Raw genomic sequence first — 16,505 nt, forward strand, 5'->3', positions numbered from 1 at the left:
GGACAAATGTTACCTCACAAAGCCATTTTTATAATAATCATAAGCAGCATCAATCTTTTCCGGAGTATCAGCATCCAAAAGAAGTAATAATTCACGGGTAAACTCCAAATGTCCGGTTCCGTTGGCAGTTACGATATTCTTATCGCTGACTGCCTGCTTTTCCTGATACCCGGCTTCATTGGTATATGCGCTACCTGCAAATTGTTTCAGATATGGAAGCGTATTACTGGTATGCTTTACATCGTTCAGGAAACCATGCGCTCCCATAAAAGCAGAAGCATTGCAAATAGCTCCAACGATCTTGCCACGCTGTAATGCATCCTGCACAATTGGCACCACCAGTTCAGCTTCAGGTGATTGCCACTGCATACCACCAACCAGAATCAATGCCGCATAGTCAGCAGGCATCGTTTGAAAACTATAATCAGGCAAAGTACGAAAACCGCCGACAGAACGCACAACATCCAATGTAGGGGCAACTACCTTCGGTATATATTTCACTTCACTGCCCGGTATTACCCCGGTATTTAGGGAAATGGCAAGGAAAGCGCCTTCCCAGTCGGCATATTCATTTAAAAGCAGGAATAAGACTTCTTGTTTCATAAGATTCGTATTTAGAATGTTTTTAATATCTGCTGACAAAGTTACACCAATACTCAAAAAGTCTACTATTTTGGGATAGGAAAAAACAAAAAAGCTGATATGACTGCCTTTACATAACAATCATATCAGCCACCCACTATTATTACAGAGATGAAAATTCTATAACGGCATTACTTCTCCTATCTCAGGAATCACCATATTCAGCGAGTCTTGTTCCTGCATCTTCTTCTCATTCGTCAAAGGCTCATCCCAGGGATGCTTTGCCAATGCGTACTTTGAATGATGTACAGTCATTACTCTTTTTGCTTTCAGTTCTTTAGCTGCCTTTGCCATATTGGAAGGCATCAGATGAATATATTTCCAACCTTCATTATACTGACCATTTTCCAGAATCGCAAGGTCTATATCCGGAAAACGCTTTCCTATTTCCTCAAAATGAGAATCATAACCACCGTCACCGGCCATATATATTTTTTGTGACGGAGTTTCTATCAAGAAGGATGCCCACAAGGTCTGATTGGCTTTCAAACCACGACCGGAGAAATGGCGTGTCGGAAGACAATGGACAGCAAAACCATTTTCTAAAACGGTATCTTCATACCAGTCCAATTCTACCAACCGGTCTCTATCATATCCCCAATATTCGAAATGTTCGCCGACACCCAGTCCGCAAATCACTTTTCCTACCCGCTCTTTCAAGCTTTTCACTGTCCGGTAATCCAGATGATCCCAATGATCATGCGAAATCACTAAATAATCGATATCCGGCATATCTTCCGGCTGATAGACATCAGTTCCTTTAAATGGTTTGTTGACGAAGGATACAGGCGAAGCCATGCAAAAGACGGGATCAACCAGAAACCGCTTTCCATCTACTTGGATAAAGTAGGAAGAATGACCAAACCAGATCAGTACATTTTCATCACGCCCCAGCTTATGCAAATCCGTTTTGATAACCGGAACTTCATTCTCCGGACGCAGATTCTCTGCCTTGCGTAACAAGAAAGAAAGCATAGCACCAACGCGTCCTTCATCCGAGGTCAGCATCTGCGTCGGATGAAGATTATTGAACTGGCCGTCACGGTAATGAGGAGAGCGTTTGATTCGCTCTAAACGCGCTCCCTGAGGCAACTTGCCGAAACTCGGCTGATTAATAAAAGCAAATACGGAAATGCATACCATGCCTACAACCGCCAACACAATCCAAAGCCACATACGTTTTTTATTATTTCTCATTCTTAATAACAGATTCCATACTACAATGTTCCTTGTTTCAGTTGCTCCACGAACCCGTCGATACGACGCAACTCCCTGGGAATATTAATACTCTGCGGACAATGAGGCGAACATTGATCGCAACCAATGCAATGATTTGCCTGTCGCAGGCGTGGCACACTACGGTCATAACCAACAAGAAAAGCTTGGCGTGCCTTTCTGTAATTCTCATCTTGTTGGCTCTTAGGCACATTCCCCTCATTCACACATTTATTATAATGTATAAGCACAGCAGGAATATCAATGCCATACGGACAAGGCATACAGTATTTACAGTCATTGCACGGTACAGTAGGGTACTTCAACATCAACTGTGCCGTTTCTTCCAAAAACTCCTTATCATCATCTGTCAAAGGAATCAGCGGAGAATAGGTACGGATATTATCCTGAAGATGCTCCATATACGTCATGCCACTCAATACCGTCAACACCAGTTCCGGTGAGCCTGCAAAACGGAAAGCCCACGAAGCCACACTATCTTCCGGACGGCGCTGCTTAAGACGTGTCATAATATGAGTCGGTACATTAGACAATCTTCCCCCCAGCAATGGCTCCATAATGATTGCCGGAATATTTCGTTTTACCAATTCATCATATAGGTAGTCCGCATTTACATTACGTCCCGAAGAATGTTTCCAGTCCACATAATTGAGCTGTATCTGTACAAAGTCCCATTTCACCTCATCATGCAGAGAAAGTGCATAGTCATAAGTATCCACTGTACCATGGAAAGAAAATCCCAGATTACGGATACGCCCAGCCTCACGTTCCTTCAACAGAAACTCCATCATACCATTGTCTATATATCGCGCTTTGAATGCTTCTATTCCACCATTACCGATAGAGTGCAACAAATAGTAATCGATATAATCTGTCTGCAAATCTTCGAAAGACTTACGATACATAGCTATGGAGTTTTCACGGCTATAATTACTAAAATTGGATAACTTTGTAGCAATAAACAGTTTCTCGCGCGGATGACGTTTTAATGCAATACCAGTAGATTTTTCCGACCATCCCTGTACATACACCGGAGATGTATCGAAATAATTCACGCCGTGCGCAATGGCATAATCTACTAATTCGTTCACTGCATCCTGGTCAATCATATCTCCTTTCCCATCCGGTGAAGGAACAGTCGGCCAGCGCATACAGCCATAACCCAGAAGTGAGACACGGTCTTTCTGAGCCACAGAAGTGCGGTAAGTCATCTTATCAGTAGGCACCGGAGTCGATGCACTGCCTCCCGGAATCACCCCATCCTTCTGTTTGCAACTATAAAGAGTCGCAGCAGCCGTTGTTGTAGCGGCACTGATGCCCACTATTTTCAGAAAATCCCTACGGTTTATATTTTTATTATGTTCTTCCATATCTGTTCTTCTAACATTTATCACTTTATCACCCTATCACATTACCACCTTTATATCACCCGATGTCTCTCATGCCCCTCTACATAGATAGCACTGAAAGGACGTGCCGGACAAAGATTCTCACAGGCACCACAACCGATACAACGCTCTACATTGACAACCGGAATCTTTGGAGAATCCGGATTATCTACCTCAGACGGAACCATCTCTATCGCTGCTACCGGGCAATGACGGGCGCAATTACCGCAATTTACTCCATCGGTCAACGGTACACAATTCTTCCTGATCCATACGGCATGACCGATCTGGATAGATGATTTATCAGCCAGACTGGTAAGATGAATCGCATCCGTCGGACATACTTCGGCACACTTCGCACATTCCGGACGACAATAACCACGTTCGTATGACATCTCCGGCTGCATCAACGTCATCAGATTACCGGATGGGCGTAAAACCTGATTAGGACACACTGATACACAAAGCTGGCAAGCCGTACAATGCTGCGCAAAATTACGAATGCTCAATGAACCTGCCGGTACAATAGGTGTCGTCCGCTCCGGTATTTTCTTATCCTCAATAACAGCTAATCCACCATCCACTTTTTTCTCCTGTGCCTTCAGCAATGTACTTGCAGCAAATACGGCACCGGCAGAAAAGAAAGCACGGCGTGCATTGTCCACCTGCTCCGGTGAAATACCTGTCACTTTTTCAGCAGATAACGGTTTCTGCACTTCCTTATGAGGACGCTCATAGCGGATAGCTCCTTTCTTACATTTACCGATGCAATCCATACAAGCCACACAACGGCTATAATCTATTTTATGATTTTTAGAATCAATGCATGCCGCCTTACAATTACGTGCGCACAAACCGCAACCATTACATTTACTCGTATCGATTACTGGTTTCAGCAAAGAAAAACGTGAAAAGAATCCCAATACTGTTCCTATCGGACAAATTGTATTGCAATATGTACGCCCGTTGCGCCAGGCCAGCACAGCCAAAATAACAAATGTCAGAACAGCTATCACAAAAGTTCCCACAGCCTTCATCCAGACATCTACAGAATAAAACATATAGCTATCCGCACGCTCAGCCAGCAGGGCAAGCAGATTATTTCCCCACTGATATACCGGGGCGAACAGATTAGAAGCTATTCGTCCGTACGAACTATAAGGTGCCAGTAAGGCAACCAACGAACCAACTCCTCCTATCAGAGCCAGAATAAATACTCCCAACACTCCGTAACGCAACCAATTAAGTGCAGGTGAATACGAATAGCGATTCTTTTTTTGCTTTTTACCCAACCATGAAACTACATCCTGAAACACGCCCAACGGACAGATTACCGAACAATACACACGCCCAAAGAGCAGTGTCAATGCTATCAGGATTATCACAACCCCGACATTCAATGCCAACAAAGCGGGCAAAAACTGAATTTTAGCCATCCAACCGAACCAAGCATGCAATGTTCCCGTAAAATCGAGAAACAAAAGCGTGATCAGCACGAAAAAGAATATGGCAAACGTTAGTCTGATTTTTCGTAACATACTTTTATTTTATGGAATATCATTTATAAACCAAATACTTGATAAACAAATAACCACCGAGAATCTGTAATCCCATTCCCGGTATGCCGATGCGGAAATCCTGGAAAGCAAGCGCAAGGTTACCTACCATTGCCCACTCGCCCAGCGTCCCGATAAACTGATAAGCCAGTACTACTAACGCTAAAACAGGAATAGAGATACGTTTAAAACGATTGGCTGCATATCCGGCAACCACTGCCAGTAAAACGGATTTTAAAAGGATGGCCGGCAATACTCCCGCAGGAGGCATACCGAAAAGCAGATGGTTCAAAACCGGTGAAAAGACGGCTGTCAGCAATCCGACTTTCCAACCGTATTTATAAGCAGCAATAAGCGTAAAGAAATAAATCGGTAACAAAGTAAGACCACCCTGTGGAATAAGATGGCAAAGTTGTGGCAAAACCAGATTACCCAGAATGAAAAGGGCTGCAGCAAAATATGTCTTCACATTGCTGTAATCCAGTGAATAAAGTCTGATAGTTGTTGTTTTCATATAATATGCTTATTAAAAATTGATATTTACTCCACCCATAAAAGTCGCTTTCGGCATAGGATAGCCTGCATTGATCTCATAACGTTGTGCCAACAAATTCTCACCACGCACATAGAATGACAGATAATTGGTTGCCTTAAAGCTTCCCTGCATATCCCATAACACGAAGTTCTCTTTTGTCGCAGCATCCAGATCAGTATAAAGTCCCTTCACATACTGGATACCGGTAGATGCACTCCAACGTCCTTTTCTGAAGTTCACTCCTCCATACAGTTTATGCTCCGGAGAAGCCAATACCGGATTTTCCATGTGAAGCCAGCTGTAATTTGCCATCACGCTCCACACCGGATTAAACTGGTACCCTACATTAGCTTCCGCTCCCCAGTTTTCAATCTCACCGGAATTCTGGTTCAACATACCACTACCATTGGGATTTGGAAGACGTATAATGAGATTTTCACCATTGATATAGAACACATTGAGTCCATAGGACAAACGGTTATCCATAAGACGTTGTGAAAAAGAAAGCTCATAATTCCAAAGTTTCTCAGGTTTCAAATCCGGATTCTGCGGAGGGAACATATACATTTCGCGAATGGTAGGATTGCGGAATCCCTTACTTGCCATTGCCTTGATTTCTGCATTCTCCGGAAGATGGAAAGCCAGCCCCACTTGCGGAATGAACTCTGTACCCGTTTGCGAATGATAATCTACTCGTGCTCCGGCATCCAGTGTAAGCCATGCAGCAATATCCTGACGAAAATCTACATAACCTGCTACTTCATTCAATGACTTATTCGCCGAAGTTTCACGATGCCCATCAAAGAATTGGTTCCATGCCTCACCGCCAAAGTGAAAATAATCAGCTCCCACAGTCAGTCTGTTGCCTTGGAAAAGTTGTACACTCTGATACCATGATACTCCAAGCATCTGATCGTTAGAGTTGAAACGATACTGAAGCGGTTCTCCTCCTGGCTGATATCCGTCATTTATCCAGTGATCACCCCAATTATAGAAAAAACTCAATGCACCGGAAGTCTTTTCGTAATGATTCTCCAATGCAAAAGAAGTCATGCCACGTGTAATGCGCTGATCATTGTCTATATATGGTTTCATTACTGATCCCGGATTAGTAGCATTGAAACGAGTGACATTTACATCGCCCCAAACTTTCCAGTTATCCGTAAAGTCATAGCCTAATTTGGCATACCCGCCGTACTGTTCAAAAGCCATGTCAGCGCGATGTCCGTCTGTACGGTTATAAGAGGCAGTCACCGTACTACTGAAGCGCCCTTTTCTTATGCGGTTAGTGGCTTCGGTCTGTACACTTCCATAAGAGCCGGCACCAATGTTGATGTTTGTACGTATTCCGTCTTCCTGCATCTTACGGGTAACAATGTTAATAACCCCACCCATGGCGTTAGAACCATAAAGTACAGACGCGGGACCACGTAGCACTTCCACACGTTCTGCCATCATGGTCTGATATGCGTCGGCAATGGGGTGTCCCATCAGTCCCATATACTGAGGATGTCCGTCAATTAAAACCAATAATCCCGTAGTGGGAAGACCGGCCTGTGCGGGCCCTCCGATGCCTCTTAAAGACATTTGCCCTGATGCACCGGTAGCTACACCATATCCCATTACGCCACGTGAAGTGGAGAAAAAGCCCGGCACTTGTGAATTCAACACCGGAAGTACTGAAGTCTGCTGGCTCGCTTCAAGTTGCGGACGCCCCACTACCGATACGGTCATAGGCAAATGGCGCACATCCGTTTCACTTCGCGTACCTGTTACTACGACTTCATTGATCGCATAACTTCTTGCTACCTTTGTGCTGTCCTTGCTGGTTTGTGCTTGTAGGCTTGCCGCACTAATCAAGCAGCCTGTAAAGAATGCAAGTACAAATCTCTCTTTTTTCATCTTTAAAATTACTCTTTTATTTTATAATAGTTCCCAATTGCAAATATAGGAATCGTTAGTGATAGAAACCGTAGATAAATTACGGTTGTAAATACCATAATTACTGATTAACGTATTCTAACTTACGTGTTATTCACTATCCAGGATTTGAACTCGGATGCTTTGTTCTTACTGATATAGATACGTTCGGGAGTTTCCACATCAAGCGTTACCAGCAAACGATTATCAAACCATATGGTTATATCCGTCACACTATTCCTTGCTATAATGAATTGCTTATTCGCCCGGATGAAATCTGCCGGATTCAGAGAAGCCATTATCTGTTCCAGGGTTTTGGAGTATGGATACATATTCCCGTCTTTCAAGTAGATACAGGTATTTTTATCCGCTGTATAAAAGCATGAAACTTCTTTCAGGCAGACAGGTAACAGCTTATCTTTATATGAAATTAATAACTTGTCTTTGTATTTAGGAGTCGGCACCAGTTGAGTCAACTTGGATAAGTAGTGAATCACATCCTGGTACGTCAGTTTTTTGTATTTATCCAACGCCTGTTTTACATCTTCCACTTTGACAGGCTTTAGCAAATAATCAATGCTATTCACCTTGAAAGCTTCTATGGCGTATCTGTCATAAGCCGTCGTGAAAATAATAGGAGTTTCCAACTCCATTTTATCAAAAATGGTAAATGCCGAACCGTCCGATAAATGAATATCCATAAATATCAAATCCGGTGCAGGATTCGATTGCAGCCAATGAATGGTTTGAGTTACGCTTTCCGTATTACCGGCTATTTGAATATCATAAGAGACCTCGCTAAGAATATCCACCAGATTCTCATAAGCGGCAGTCTCGTCTTCTACAATCAACACTCTCATATCTCTATGCAATTTTGATATCAGTTCTGTTTACTTAAAGGAAGATATACTCTGAATGTATTTTCATCACATTCTATCCGTATTTGCCTGTTCATCAACAAGGTAAAACGGCTTTCCAGATTTCTCAGCCCGGTTCCGTTCGTATCAGGCGGAGACAGTTTAGGATAAATGGGATTACTCACCACCAGTTCTTTTTGCTCGTTCAGCCTAATGGTAATTTCCATTTTATGCTCACTGTCTATCATATTATGAACGGTCACATTCTCTACCAGCGGAAGCAGTGAAAGCACAGGCAACGTCAGTTCATCCTGCATAGCCTCATCCACTTGGATCGAGAAAACCAGTTTATTGGCAAAGCGTACTTCCATCACATAACGGAAAGATTGAATAAATTCCAGTTCTTCCCTCAAAGTAACCAGTCCTCTCTTATCACTTTGAAGAATATAACGGAAGATATCGGACAATTCATGCACATACATCAACGTTTTTTCATCATCTTTCTTCCGGATGAGCGATTGTACTCCGTTCAAGGAGTTAAAGAAGAAATGTGGATTGATCTGATTGGCCAACGCATCACAGCGGCTTTGCAGATTCTCTATACGTAGACGTTCTATCTCACGCTCTTTCTCACGCTGTGCGGAGTATAACATGGAAATATGCCCGATCAGCGTACACAGAGAACACTGAATAAAGAATTGGGAGAGCAATGTACTACCCAGAAAATCAGTACGGATACCATAAGAGTGAATCCAATAGGAAATAGACGCAAAGCCTGCATAAGCAGCCAACGAATATAAGAAGTTACGGCCAAAACGCTCCTTAAACTGTGCTGTCGGCAGTTGTCGTAAATTATAACGTAACAACAGACAAATCAGCCCCCAGAAGAAAAAGAAACGATAAACAAAATACCAATAAAAACCCGTACAACTTACTCCTTCCAGAAATTTTATATCCCAGGGCAGACAAGCTATATTAGGATATATGATAAAGACTGAACTAATCAGGCCGACCAGAGGCAGTTTACGACTTATATAAGTATCAAATGAGAGCATAAATTATTTCTTCTTTTCTACAAAGAAAGATATTTTTTTTGAAACTTGGTAGAACCAAAGAATCAAAACGAAAAAGTAAGGCATAAAAGCGAATGACTACTCTATTTTGATTTAAGTAATAATTCGGCGATCCACTTCGATAGTTATTTACAAAAGGTACAAATCAAGAGCAGAGTCGTATATTGAGGGTATCTCAGTATGATACTTAGGGTACCTCAGTATCATACTTAGGGTGTCTCAGTCGTATGCTGAGATAGGGTCATTATAACACATTAATATTCAGGCTATTACAAAGCGCCACTCATACATTAACAAATTAAGAAAAACAACTAATAAAATTGATAATTCGTTTCATTCTTGATAGGTATAAGTAAAAATACAATTTCCCTACTTTTAGGTATTGCCTGCTTTACTCAAGAACCGTAACTTTGGCAAAAAATAGAAATCGCCTATGGACCCCGGAAGAGACGCTTCATTGCCACACGAGAAAACCCAATCGTAGTGAATGTAGGCTGCGACTGGATACCCGGTATCAACGCATTGAAGAGCATGACAAAGCCCCGTTTTACGAGATGGATTTACCCGAAGTAATTGACTTGCGCCATGATTTACTACCGGAACCTGCAGGCGATCATTATATAGCCGGTTCTCTGTTGGAAACCCAATGGATGGATGATCTCCGTGAAAAGCACCCCGAAGGAGAGTTTATTATTGTTATCGAAGGTGTACTGATGTATTTCTATGAAAAGCAGGTACGGCAATTACTCACCCGATTGGCCGACCGATTCAGTGGTGGTGAAGTATGGTTCGATGTATGCGGGCCAATGATGGCAAACTCCAAGTATATGAAACCCGACTCACTGCGGGGGCACGAAGCCCAAATCCGCTCCTGCCTGAAAGACGGGCATGAAATAGAAAAATGGGAACCACGCCTGCAACTTATTGACCAAGCCCTCTACCAGAAATTCCACCCCAAAAGATGGGGGTTGGGCGGAAGACTAATGGGGTTATTCCCGGGTATTTGCAAAAAGTTCAGTTCGTTGTTAGGGTACAAAATTAAATAACTATACCCTGTACTCGTTCGGTGTCATCCCCACCACCTTTTTAAACAGACGGCTTAAATGATGCGGATACTTGAAGCCCAGTTCATAGGCAACTTCGCTGACAGTTTTATTCTCATCATAAAGCCGTTCTTTTGCTTTCTCTATTACAAAGAGCTGAATGGATTCCTGAGCTGATTTACCTGTTTCTTTCTTTATCAGATCCCCGAAATAATTAGGAGAAAGATGCAACCGGTCCGCGGCATATTGCACGGATGGCAAACCGACAGTTTGCGGTTGGTCTGATTCAAAGTAATCACTGAGCAGGTTTTCAAAACGCACCAGAATATCTTTATTTATGTTTTCACGCGTAATAAACTGACGGTCATAGAAACGCTGGCAATGGTTCAGCAAAAGCTCAATCGTAGAAGCAATAATATCTTTACTATGCCTATCTATGGCACGCTCCAATTCTTCCTGTATTTCAACGAAACAATTAGAGATAATCTGCCGTTCACGCTCGGACATGTGCAAAGCCTCATTGGCTTCATAAGAGAAAAAACTGTAATCTCTCATTTTACGTCCCAATGAAGTACCCCGCAGTAAATCGGGATGAAAAGCCAATACCCAGCCTTGAGGATTCAGTGTCTCTCCGTCATCATCAACTCCCGCCACTTGTCCCGGAGCTACAAATACCAGCGTGCCTTCCTGATAATCGTACGTGCTACGCCCATAAGACAATTCCCCACACTTGAGTTGTTTCAGGAAGACGCAGTAAAAACCAAAATTCTTGCGTCCATGCTTTAAGGAGCTCAACGTTGAAAAGTCGACCACACTAACGAGCGGATGTAATGTCTCCACTCCCATCGTCCTATTATACTCCTGAACAGTATTCAACTTTACGATTGTACCCATAATCTGATAATTTAATCCGATGGCAAAAATAACAGTTTTCTTTCAGCATTCCATCACTTATATTGCAAAATCAGTAATATTGGTATAAGAAACCGTAACCTGTGCATACGGCTCACAATCAAGTATTCAATCAAGATTTTAAAACCGTAATAATGGTGCGTAAAGCAGTAATCGGTCTATTTACAAACTACGTCTTACGACTTACCTTTGCAACATCAAAAAACAATAAAAAGACAAGAGTTATGAAATACAGAGAATTAGGAAAGAGCGGACTTAAAGTTTCCGCATTGGGTTTAGGTTGCATGGGTATGAGCCACGGTTATGGTGCTGCCGCTGATAAAAAAGAAATGATTAACCTTATTCATCAGGCTATAGAAAAAGGAATCACCTTTTTTGATACTGCTGAAGTATATGGTCCATACACCAACGAGGAATTAGTAGGTGAAGCCTTAGAATCCTATCGGAAAGATGTAGTCATTGCTACCAAATGTGGTATTCAGATGATTGACGGTAAACAAGTTGTCATTGGTAAACCGGAAGTAATACGGAGTTCCATTGAAGGTTCCCTCAGACGTCTGCGGACAGATCATGTCGACCTATACTATCTGCACCGTGTAGACCCGGATGTTCCTATAGAAGAAGTGGCGGAAACCATGAAAGAATTAAAACAAGAAGGCAAAATTCTACATTGGGGACTATCAGAAGCCGGTGTACAGACCATTCGTCGGGCACATCAGGTCTATCCGCTGACTGCCATTCAAAGCGAATACTCTATGTGGTGGCGCGAACCGGAGAAAGAATTATTGCCCACTCTCGAAGAACTGGGCGTCGGTTTCGTTCCCTTCAGCCCGCTGGGTAAAGGTTTCCTGACGGGAAACATCGGCAAAGACACACAATTCGGCAAAGACGATTTCCGCAGTATTGTTCCACGTTTCACTACTGAGAATTTGAATGCCAATCAGGTTATAGTTGATTTTGTGAGAAAGCTGGCGGAAGAGAAGAATGTAACACCTGCGCAGATTGCATTGGCCTGGGTACTTGCAGTAAAACCCTGGATTGTTCCTATTCCGGGAACTACCAAACTGAAACGCCTGGAAGAGAATATACAAAGTATAAATGTGGAAATAAGCCCGGAAGAGTTGACAAGAATAAATGATATGCTTAATTCTATTCCTGTGTCAGGCGACCGCTATCCGGCAGAGTTAGCAAAAAGAGTAGGCAAATAACCAAAGAGCTTAAAATAATACAATAATCCGCAATGTCCTGAGGATATTAAGGAAGTAAAGTGTTTTAATATAAAATTAATAAAGAGAAAGTTATTATGCAGAAAGTAAAATTAAATAATGGCATCGAAATGCCAATTCTTGGTTTCGGTGTATATCAGATCGAAGATCAAGCCTTGTGTGAACAATGTGTATATGACGCTATTGAAGCAGGTTACCGTTCCATAGATACGGCTGCCGCTTATGGTAATGAAGAAGCTGTAGGAAGAGCCATCAAACGCAGTGGTATCCCCCGCGAAGACTTGTTTATCACTACCAAACTCTGGATATCAGATGCCGGTTATGACAAAACGAAGAAAGCCTTTGAAGCATCCATGAAACGTTTGCAACTCGATTATCTGGATCTGTACCTTATTCATCAGCCATTCAATGACTATTACGGTGCCTGGCGTGCTATGGAAGAATTATACAAGGAAGGCAGTATTCGTTCCATCGGCGTCAGCAACTTCATGCCCGACCGTCTGGTAGATCTGATCCTTCATAATGAAATCGCGCCTGCCATCAATCAGGTAGAGACTAATCCTTTCTATCAACAAATCGAAGCAGAGGCATTCATGCAAGAGAAAGGTGTTCAGATTGAATCATGGGCTCCATTTGCCGAAGGAAAAAACAATATGTTCCAGAATGAAACCTTGGCAGCCATTGCTGGCAAATATGGTAAATCCATTGCACAAGTCGTATTACGCTGGTTGATACAAAGAAATATTGTTGTTATTCCGAAATCCATCCGTAAAGAACGAATTATTGAAAACTTCAATGTATTCGATTTTGAACTGACGAAAGAAGATATGAAAAAAATAGCAACACTGGATACTAATACCAGTTGCTTCTTCTCACATCGTGATCCGAAGATGGTAGAGTGGCTGAGCGGACTACACTAAAGAAGTCTTATGTGAAATATGAGGATATACCGCCTACAACGATATATCCTCATTTCATTTACTTACTTTCAATATTCAGTATTCCTTTCACCAATCCCTTTCCAGTTGCTTCCAGCGTCATTCTTCCCGGTTTACCGGTAGAAGAAACGATAGCAGTCATCATTCCACTAAAGACTTTCATTTTTGGTACTTGAAAGAATTCAAGTGAAGCCGGATATATCCATCACAGCTGCCATATTATTATTAACAACTGCGTCAGGCGCATCCATTCCCTGCGTAACCGGACGTGTAGGATCTTCCCGATGACAAATATCCTGCAAGAAACGGGAAAGCTTGGGACCACGATTGCCATTCCACTAATCGGGAACTTCATTGCCAATGCACCACATTACAACACTCGGATTGTTACGGAAATGACGGACCAAGTTCACCAGATCCTTTTCCGCCCATTCATCGAATACCTTATGATAACCATTCTGTACTTTCGCACTTTTCCATTCATCAAATGATTCTGCCATCACCACCATGCCCAGTTCATCACAGGCACGTATCAGTTCCGGCGCAGGCATATTGTGGGAAGTACGGATAGCATTACAGCCCATATCTTTCAACCGACTCCCAGATACCAGCGTGACGATTCTGTTTCATTTTCCAGACGGACTGCCAGTGTATTCTTCCCATCCGCCTTCAGATAAGGAGTGGCATCCAGATAGAAGGAATTGTAGCCATAAGGCCAATAACCGGCTTCGTGCCCATTGATATAGATGCGGGCATGACTCATGGCACCGTCAAATATCAGTGTCGCCGTCTTACCGACAGAGAATTCCGGCACATCAAACTTCAAACGATACCAACCTACTCCCACAAAAGGCAATCCACCCGTACGTCCGGCATGTTCCAATGCTTCTTTCTGTCCGTCCTGGGCGATAGCTACATTCTGCTTATCATTGTTTACGCTGAAAGGTCCGTAAATTGCCCAGTCGTGCGGTACAACGACCGACTGCCACCGGGTATCATCATACTCTTTGCTACTGAATTCTCCGATATTATCTTCGCGGGTAAACTTCCAGCCCTTCTCTAATGTATATTCCGTACGCACTTCCGCATCAACTTCTACTACAATTTCATCGGTAAATACCCAGCCACCAAACTCTTTGCCGGCACGAGCCTGATAGCGCACATATCGTGCACGCGCATCTCCCCGCCAACCTATCCTCTCAATAGTATCTGTTTTCACTATTTCGTGCGTAATACGCGCCAGGTCAGTGAAACCAGTGCCATCGGAAGATACGGAAATAACGACCTCGACAGGAAGAAAGATTTCCGGTCCCACCATTTGCATGAAGTCGGCACTGATAGAGTTAATCTCTGTTTCAGCCTCCAAGTCTATAGTCACATCCAGGCGGTCGCGCGAAATGAATCCTTGCCAGATACCATCCGAATAAGTCCAGTCACCACGGATACCATCGGTAAGGGTCTTATCTCCTTGAGCAGGATAAGATGCATTATAAGGCGCATTATACTTTACCGGTTTGCCCAATGCCAAATGCTTGATGGGATGCATAGCTTCCTGACGATGGCCAATCTCATTTTTCAAATCAAAGGGATGATATCCCCGATTCTGCAACCACTCCACGGCCTTCAGTGCACGTGCATGGAAATCGGGATAAGATTTGCGTCCGGGTACACTCCACGCCACTTCTGCCAAAGCAAGAAGACGAGGATAGAGCATATACTCGTAATGTTCGTCAGTAGGAATGTATTCAGCCCACAAATTTGCTTGTACTCCATAGATTAGTTTTGCCTCATCAGATGTCAACGCTTTAGGAATCGGATTATAAGAATAGGTCTGAGAAATAGGTATATACCCGCCCATAGCTTCCGGTTGCGAAGAAGGAACATCCTGATATTTATCCAGATAACAATAGTTACCCGGAGTCATAATGGCACGGTGTCCCATCCTGACAGCATTAAGACCGCCTTCTTCTCCCCGCCACGACATAACCGTTGCATTGGGAGCTAACCCGCCTTCCATAATCTCATCCCAACCAAGAAGTTTTCTCCCATGAGCATTAAGGAATACCTCGATCCGGTGAATAAGATAGCTCTGTAATTCATTAACATCCTTGAGGTTATTATCTTTCATGCGTTGCTGGCATTTAGGACATGCTCTCCAAGCTCTCTTACCCGCCTCATCACCTCCTATATGAATATATTCGGAAGGGAATAACTCCATTATCTCGGTCAGTACATCTTCGAGAAAAGTAAAAGTCTGTTCATTGCCCACACAATAATCCTCATTCTTATAAGGCTCACCCGCACATGAAAACTCAGGGTAAGCAGCCAAGACCTCTTCAGAGTGTGCAGGCATCTCTATTTCAGGAATTATTATAATATGCCGTTCTGCAGCATACTGCAATAATTCCCGAATATCATCCTGGGTATAGAATCCCCCATACGCACGCGGATCATCCTGTTCGCAATATTTGCGATTATTTTCACCAAACCACCACTCTTTCCAGGTTTTCTGAGGTCGCCAGGCAGCAAACTCTGTGAGTCGTGGATATTTCTTGATTTCAATCCGCCAACCGGCCCCATCCGTCAGATGCAGATGTAAACGGTTCAGCTTATACCGTGCCAACACATCAATTTGTTTCTTTACAAATTCCTTGGAACGGAAATGCCTGGAAACGTCCATCATGAAACCACGATAGTCAAAACGGGGCGTATCCTCTATATAGGTAGCATGTACAGTCCACTCATTCTTACTTGTAGATTCGGTTAATTGCATCAATGTCTGCAAACCATAAAAAAGCCCGGCATCTGTACCTGCCTGAATCAATATCCGGTGGGGAGTAACTTTCAAAGAATAGCTTTCAGGATGTTTTAAAGTACCACGTCCGGCTACCTTTACTTTCTGTAGAATGATTACATTCTCACGCATATCTTCTTCTCCATTCATACCAACATTGAACGGACGGGGAAGCGTTACCAGGTAATCTTCCAAAATTTTTCTCTTTTCACCTTTAAGATTGGTATATAGTTTCGTTGTTTCCAAAATACGGAACACTCCCTCGTTCTGCTCTATCTTCAACGGAACAGGAATCACAGATTGTGCAGACACTTGGATTCCGGTCGTACAGAATACAACACACCCCAATAAAAGATTAATAACCAGATGGCTTATTCTCATATTC

12 protein-coding genes and 3 pseudogenes are annotated in these 16,505 nt (G+C 42.9%); 3 read left to right on the top strand and 12 right to left on the bottom strand.

All coding sequences use genetic code 11. The features are described 5' to 3' along the window. Nucleotides 1-9: 9 nt before the first annotated feature. The 8 genes from DW036_RS19300 to DW036_RS19335 all read right to left on the bottom strand — a co-directional run bounded on the left by DW036_RS19300 (nt 10) and on the right by DW036_RS19335 (nt 9,189). A complete protein-coding gene (locus DW036_RS19300; RefSeq protein WP_118465833.1) occupies nt 10-603 on the bottom strand; it encodes a type 1 glutamine amidotransferase family protein in 594 nt (197 codons plus the stop codon). 159 nt (nt 604-762) lie between these two features. Beyond that, the gene (locus DW036_RS19305; RefSeq protein ID WP_118465834.1) at nt 763-1,839 is read right to left on the bottom strand and encodes an MBL fold metallo-hydrolase; all 1,077 of its coding nucleotides are present in this window, start codon (nt 1,837-1,839) and stop codon (nt 763-765) included. Nucleotides 1,840-1,859: 20 nt separating this feature from the next. Then, complete coding sequence (locus tag DW036_RS19310) at nt 1,860-3,248, bottom strand: aldo/keto reductase (protein ID WP_118465835.1); 1,389 nt, start codon at nt 3,246-3,248, stop codon at nt 1,860-1,862. Between the two features lie 50 nt (nt 3,249-3,298). After that, entirely contained in the window at nt 3,299-4,804 is a 1,506-nt protein-coding gene (locus tag DW036_RS19315) for a 4Fe-4S binding protein (RefSeq protein ID WP_118465836.1), read from the bottom strand. A 19-nt stretch (nt 4,805-4,823) separates the two neighbouring features. Next, nucleotides 4,824-5,336, bottom strand: a complete 513-nt coding sequence (locus DW036_RS19320) for a hypothetical protein (RefSeq protein WP_022393336.1) — start codon at nt 5,334-5,336, stop codon at nt 4,824-4,826. Nucleotides 5,337-5,348: 12 nt separating this feature from the next. After that, nucleotides 5,349-7,259 carry a TonB-dependent receptor gene (locus DW036_RS19325; RefSeq protein WP_118465837.1) on the bottom strand — a complete coding sequence of 637 codons (1,911 nt, stop codon included), beginning with the start codon at nt 7,257-7,259 and terminating at the stop codon, nt 5,349-5,351. A gap of 122 nt (nt 7,260-7,381) precedes the next feature. Beyond that, the gene (locus DW036_RS19330; RefSeq protein WP_118465838.1) at nt 7,382-8,137 is read right to left on the bottom strand and encodes a LytTR family DNA-binding domain-containing protein; all 756 of its coding nucleotides are present in this window, start codon (nt 8,135-8,137) and stop codon (nt 7,382-7,384) included. A gap of 20 nt (nt 8,138-8,157) precedes the next feature. After that, nucleotides 8,158-9,189, bottom strand: a complete 1,032-nt coding sequence (locus DW036_RS19335; RefSeq protein ID WP_118465839.1) for a sensor histidine kinase — start codon at nt 9,187-9,189, stop codon at nt 8,158-8,160. Between the two features lie 465 nt (nt 9,190-9,654). Here DW036_RS19335 and DW036_RS19340 point away from each other — a divergent pair. Then, nucleotides 9,655-10,253, top strand: a pseudogene (locus DW036_RS19340) (class I SAM-dependent methyltransferase); the annotation flags it as partial. Here the strand turns inward: DW036_RS19340 and DW036_RS19345 are convergent. Continuing rightward, nucleotides 10,254-11,144: an AraC family transcriptional regulator gene (locus DW036_RS19345; RefSeq protein ID WP_118465840.1), complete on the bottom strand. Its 891-nt coding sequence runs from the start codon at nt 11,142-11,144 to the stop codon at nt 10,254-10,256. A 242-nt stretch (nt 11,145-11,386) separates the two neighbouring features. Between DW036_RS19345 and DW036_RS19350 the strand changes: the two genes are divergently transcribed. Continuing rightward, nucleotides 11,387-12,370 carry an aldo/keto reductase gene (locus DW036_RS19350; RefSeq protein ID WP_118465841.1) on the top strand — a complete coding sequence of 328 codons (984 nt, stop codon included), beginning with the start codon at nt 11,387-11,389 and terminating at the stop codon, nt 12,368-12,370. 95 nt (nt 12,371-12,465) lie between these two features. Beyond that, nucleotides 12,466-13,308: an aldo/keto reductase gene (locus tag DW036_RS19355; RefSeq protein WP_118465842.1), complete on the top strand. Its 843-nt coding sequence runs from the start codon at nt 12,466-12,468 to the stop codon at nt 13,306-13,308. Between the two features lie 58 nt (nt 13,309-13,366). Here DW036_RS19355 and DW036_RS25595 read toward each other — a convergent pair whose 3' ends face one another. The 3 genes and pseudogenes from DW036_RS25595 to DW036_RS19360 form a co-directional block, all read right to left on the bottom strand. Then, a complete protein-coding gene (locus DW036_RS25595) occupies nt 13,367-13,489 on the bottom strand; it encodes a hypothetical protein (protein WP_158585973.1) in 123 nt (40 codons plus the stop codon). 25 nt (nt 13,490-13,514) lie between these two features. Further along, nucleotides 13,515-14,431: pseudogene (locus DW036_RS25785) on the bottom strand (glycoside hydrolase family 2 TIM barrel-domain containing protein); the annotation flags it as partial. After that, nucleotides 14,420-16,501 (bottom strand): annotated as a pseudogene (locus tag DW036_RS19360) (family 20 glycosylhydrolase); the annotation flags it as partial. The pseudogenes DW036_RS19360 and DW036_RS25785, both read right to left, overlap by 12 nt. Between the last annotated feature and the right edge of the window lie 4 nt (nt 16,502-16,505).

Origin of the sequence: Bacteroides sp. AF39-11AC, from assembly GCF_003474285.1 — a bacterium.
Taxonomy (GTDB): Bacteria; Bacteroidota; Bacteroidia; order Bacteroidales; family Bacteroidaceae; genus Bacteroides.

Excerpts from the sequence above, each read along its gene's own strand:
- DW036_RS19320 (WP_022393336.1), bottom strand. The coding sequence starts at position 5,336 with ATGAAAACAACAACTATCAGACTTTATTCACTGGATTACAGCAATGTG.
- DW036_RS19330 (WP_118465838.1), bottom strand. The coding sequence starts at position 8,137 with ATGAGAGTGTTGATTGTAGAAGACGAGACTGCCGCTTATGAGAATCTG.
- DW036_RS19350 (WP_118465841.1), top strand. The coding sequence starts at position 11,387 with ATGAAATACAGAGAATTAGGAAAGAGCGGACTTAAAGTTTCCGCATTG.
- DW036_RS25595 (WP_158585973.1), bottom strand. The coding sequence starts at position 13,489 with ATGAAAGTCTTTAGTGGAATGATGACTGCTATCGTTTCTTCTACCGGT.
- DW036_RS19305 (WP_118465834.1), bottom strand. The coding sequence starts at position 1,839 with ATGAGAAATAATAAAAAACGTATGTGGCTTTGGATTGTGTTGGCGGTT.
- DW036_RS19315 (WP_118465836.1), bottom strand. The coding sequence starts at position 4,804 with ATGTTACGAAAAATCAGACTAACGTTTGCCATATTCTTTTTCGTGCTG.
- DW036_RS19335 (WP_118465839.1), bottom strand. The coding sequence starts at position 9,189 with ATGCTCTCATTTGATACTTATATAAGTCGTAAACTGCCTCTGGTCGGC.
- DW036_RS19345 (WP_118465840.1), bottom strand. The coding sequence starts at position 11,144 with ATGGGTACAATCGTAAAGTTGAATACTGTTCAGGAGTATAATAGGACG.
- DW036_RS19300 (WP_118465833.1), bottom strand. The coding sequence starts at position 603 with ATGAAACAAGAAGTCTTATTCCTGCTTTTAAATGAATATGCCGACTGG.
- DW036_RS19310 (WP_118465835.1), bottom strand. The coding sequence starts at position 3,248 with ATGGAAGAACATAATAAAAATATAAACCGTAGGGATTTTCTGAAAATA.
- DW036_RS19325 (WP_118465837.1), bottom strand. The coding sequence starts at position 7,259 with ATGAAAAAAGAGAGATTTGTACTTGCATTCTTTACAGGCTGCTTGATT.
- DW036_RS19355 (WP_118465842.1), top strand. The coding sequence starts at position 12,466 with ATGCAGAAAGTAAAATTAAATAATGGCATCGAAATGCCAATTCTTGGT.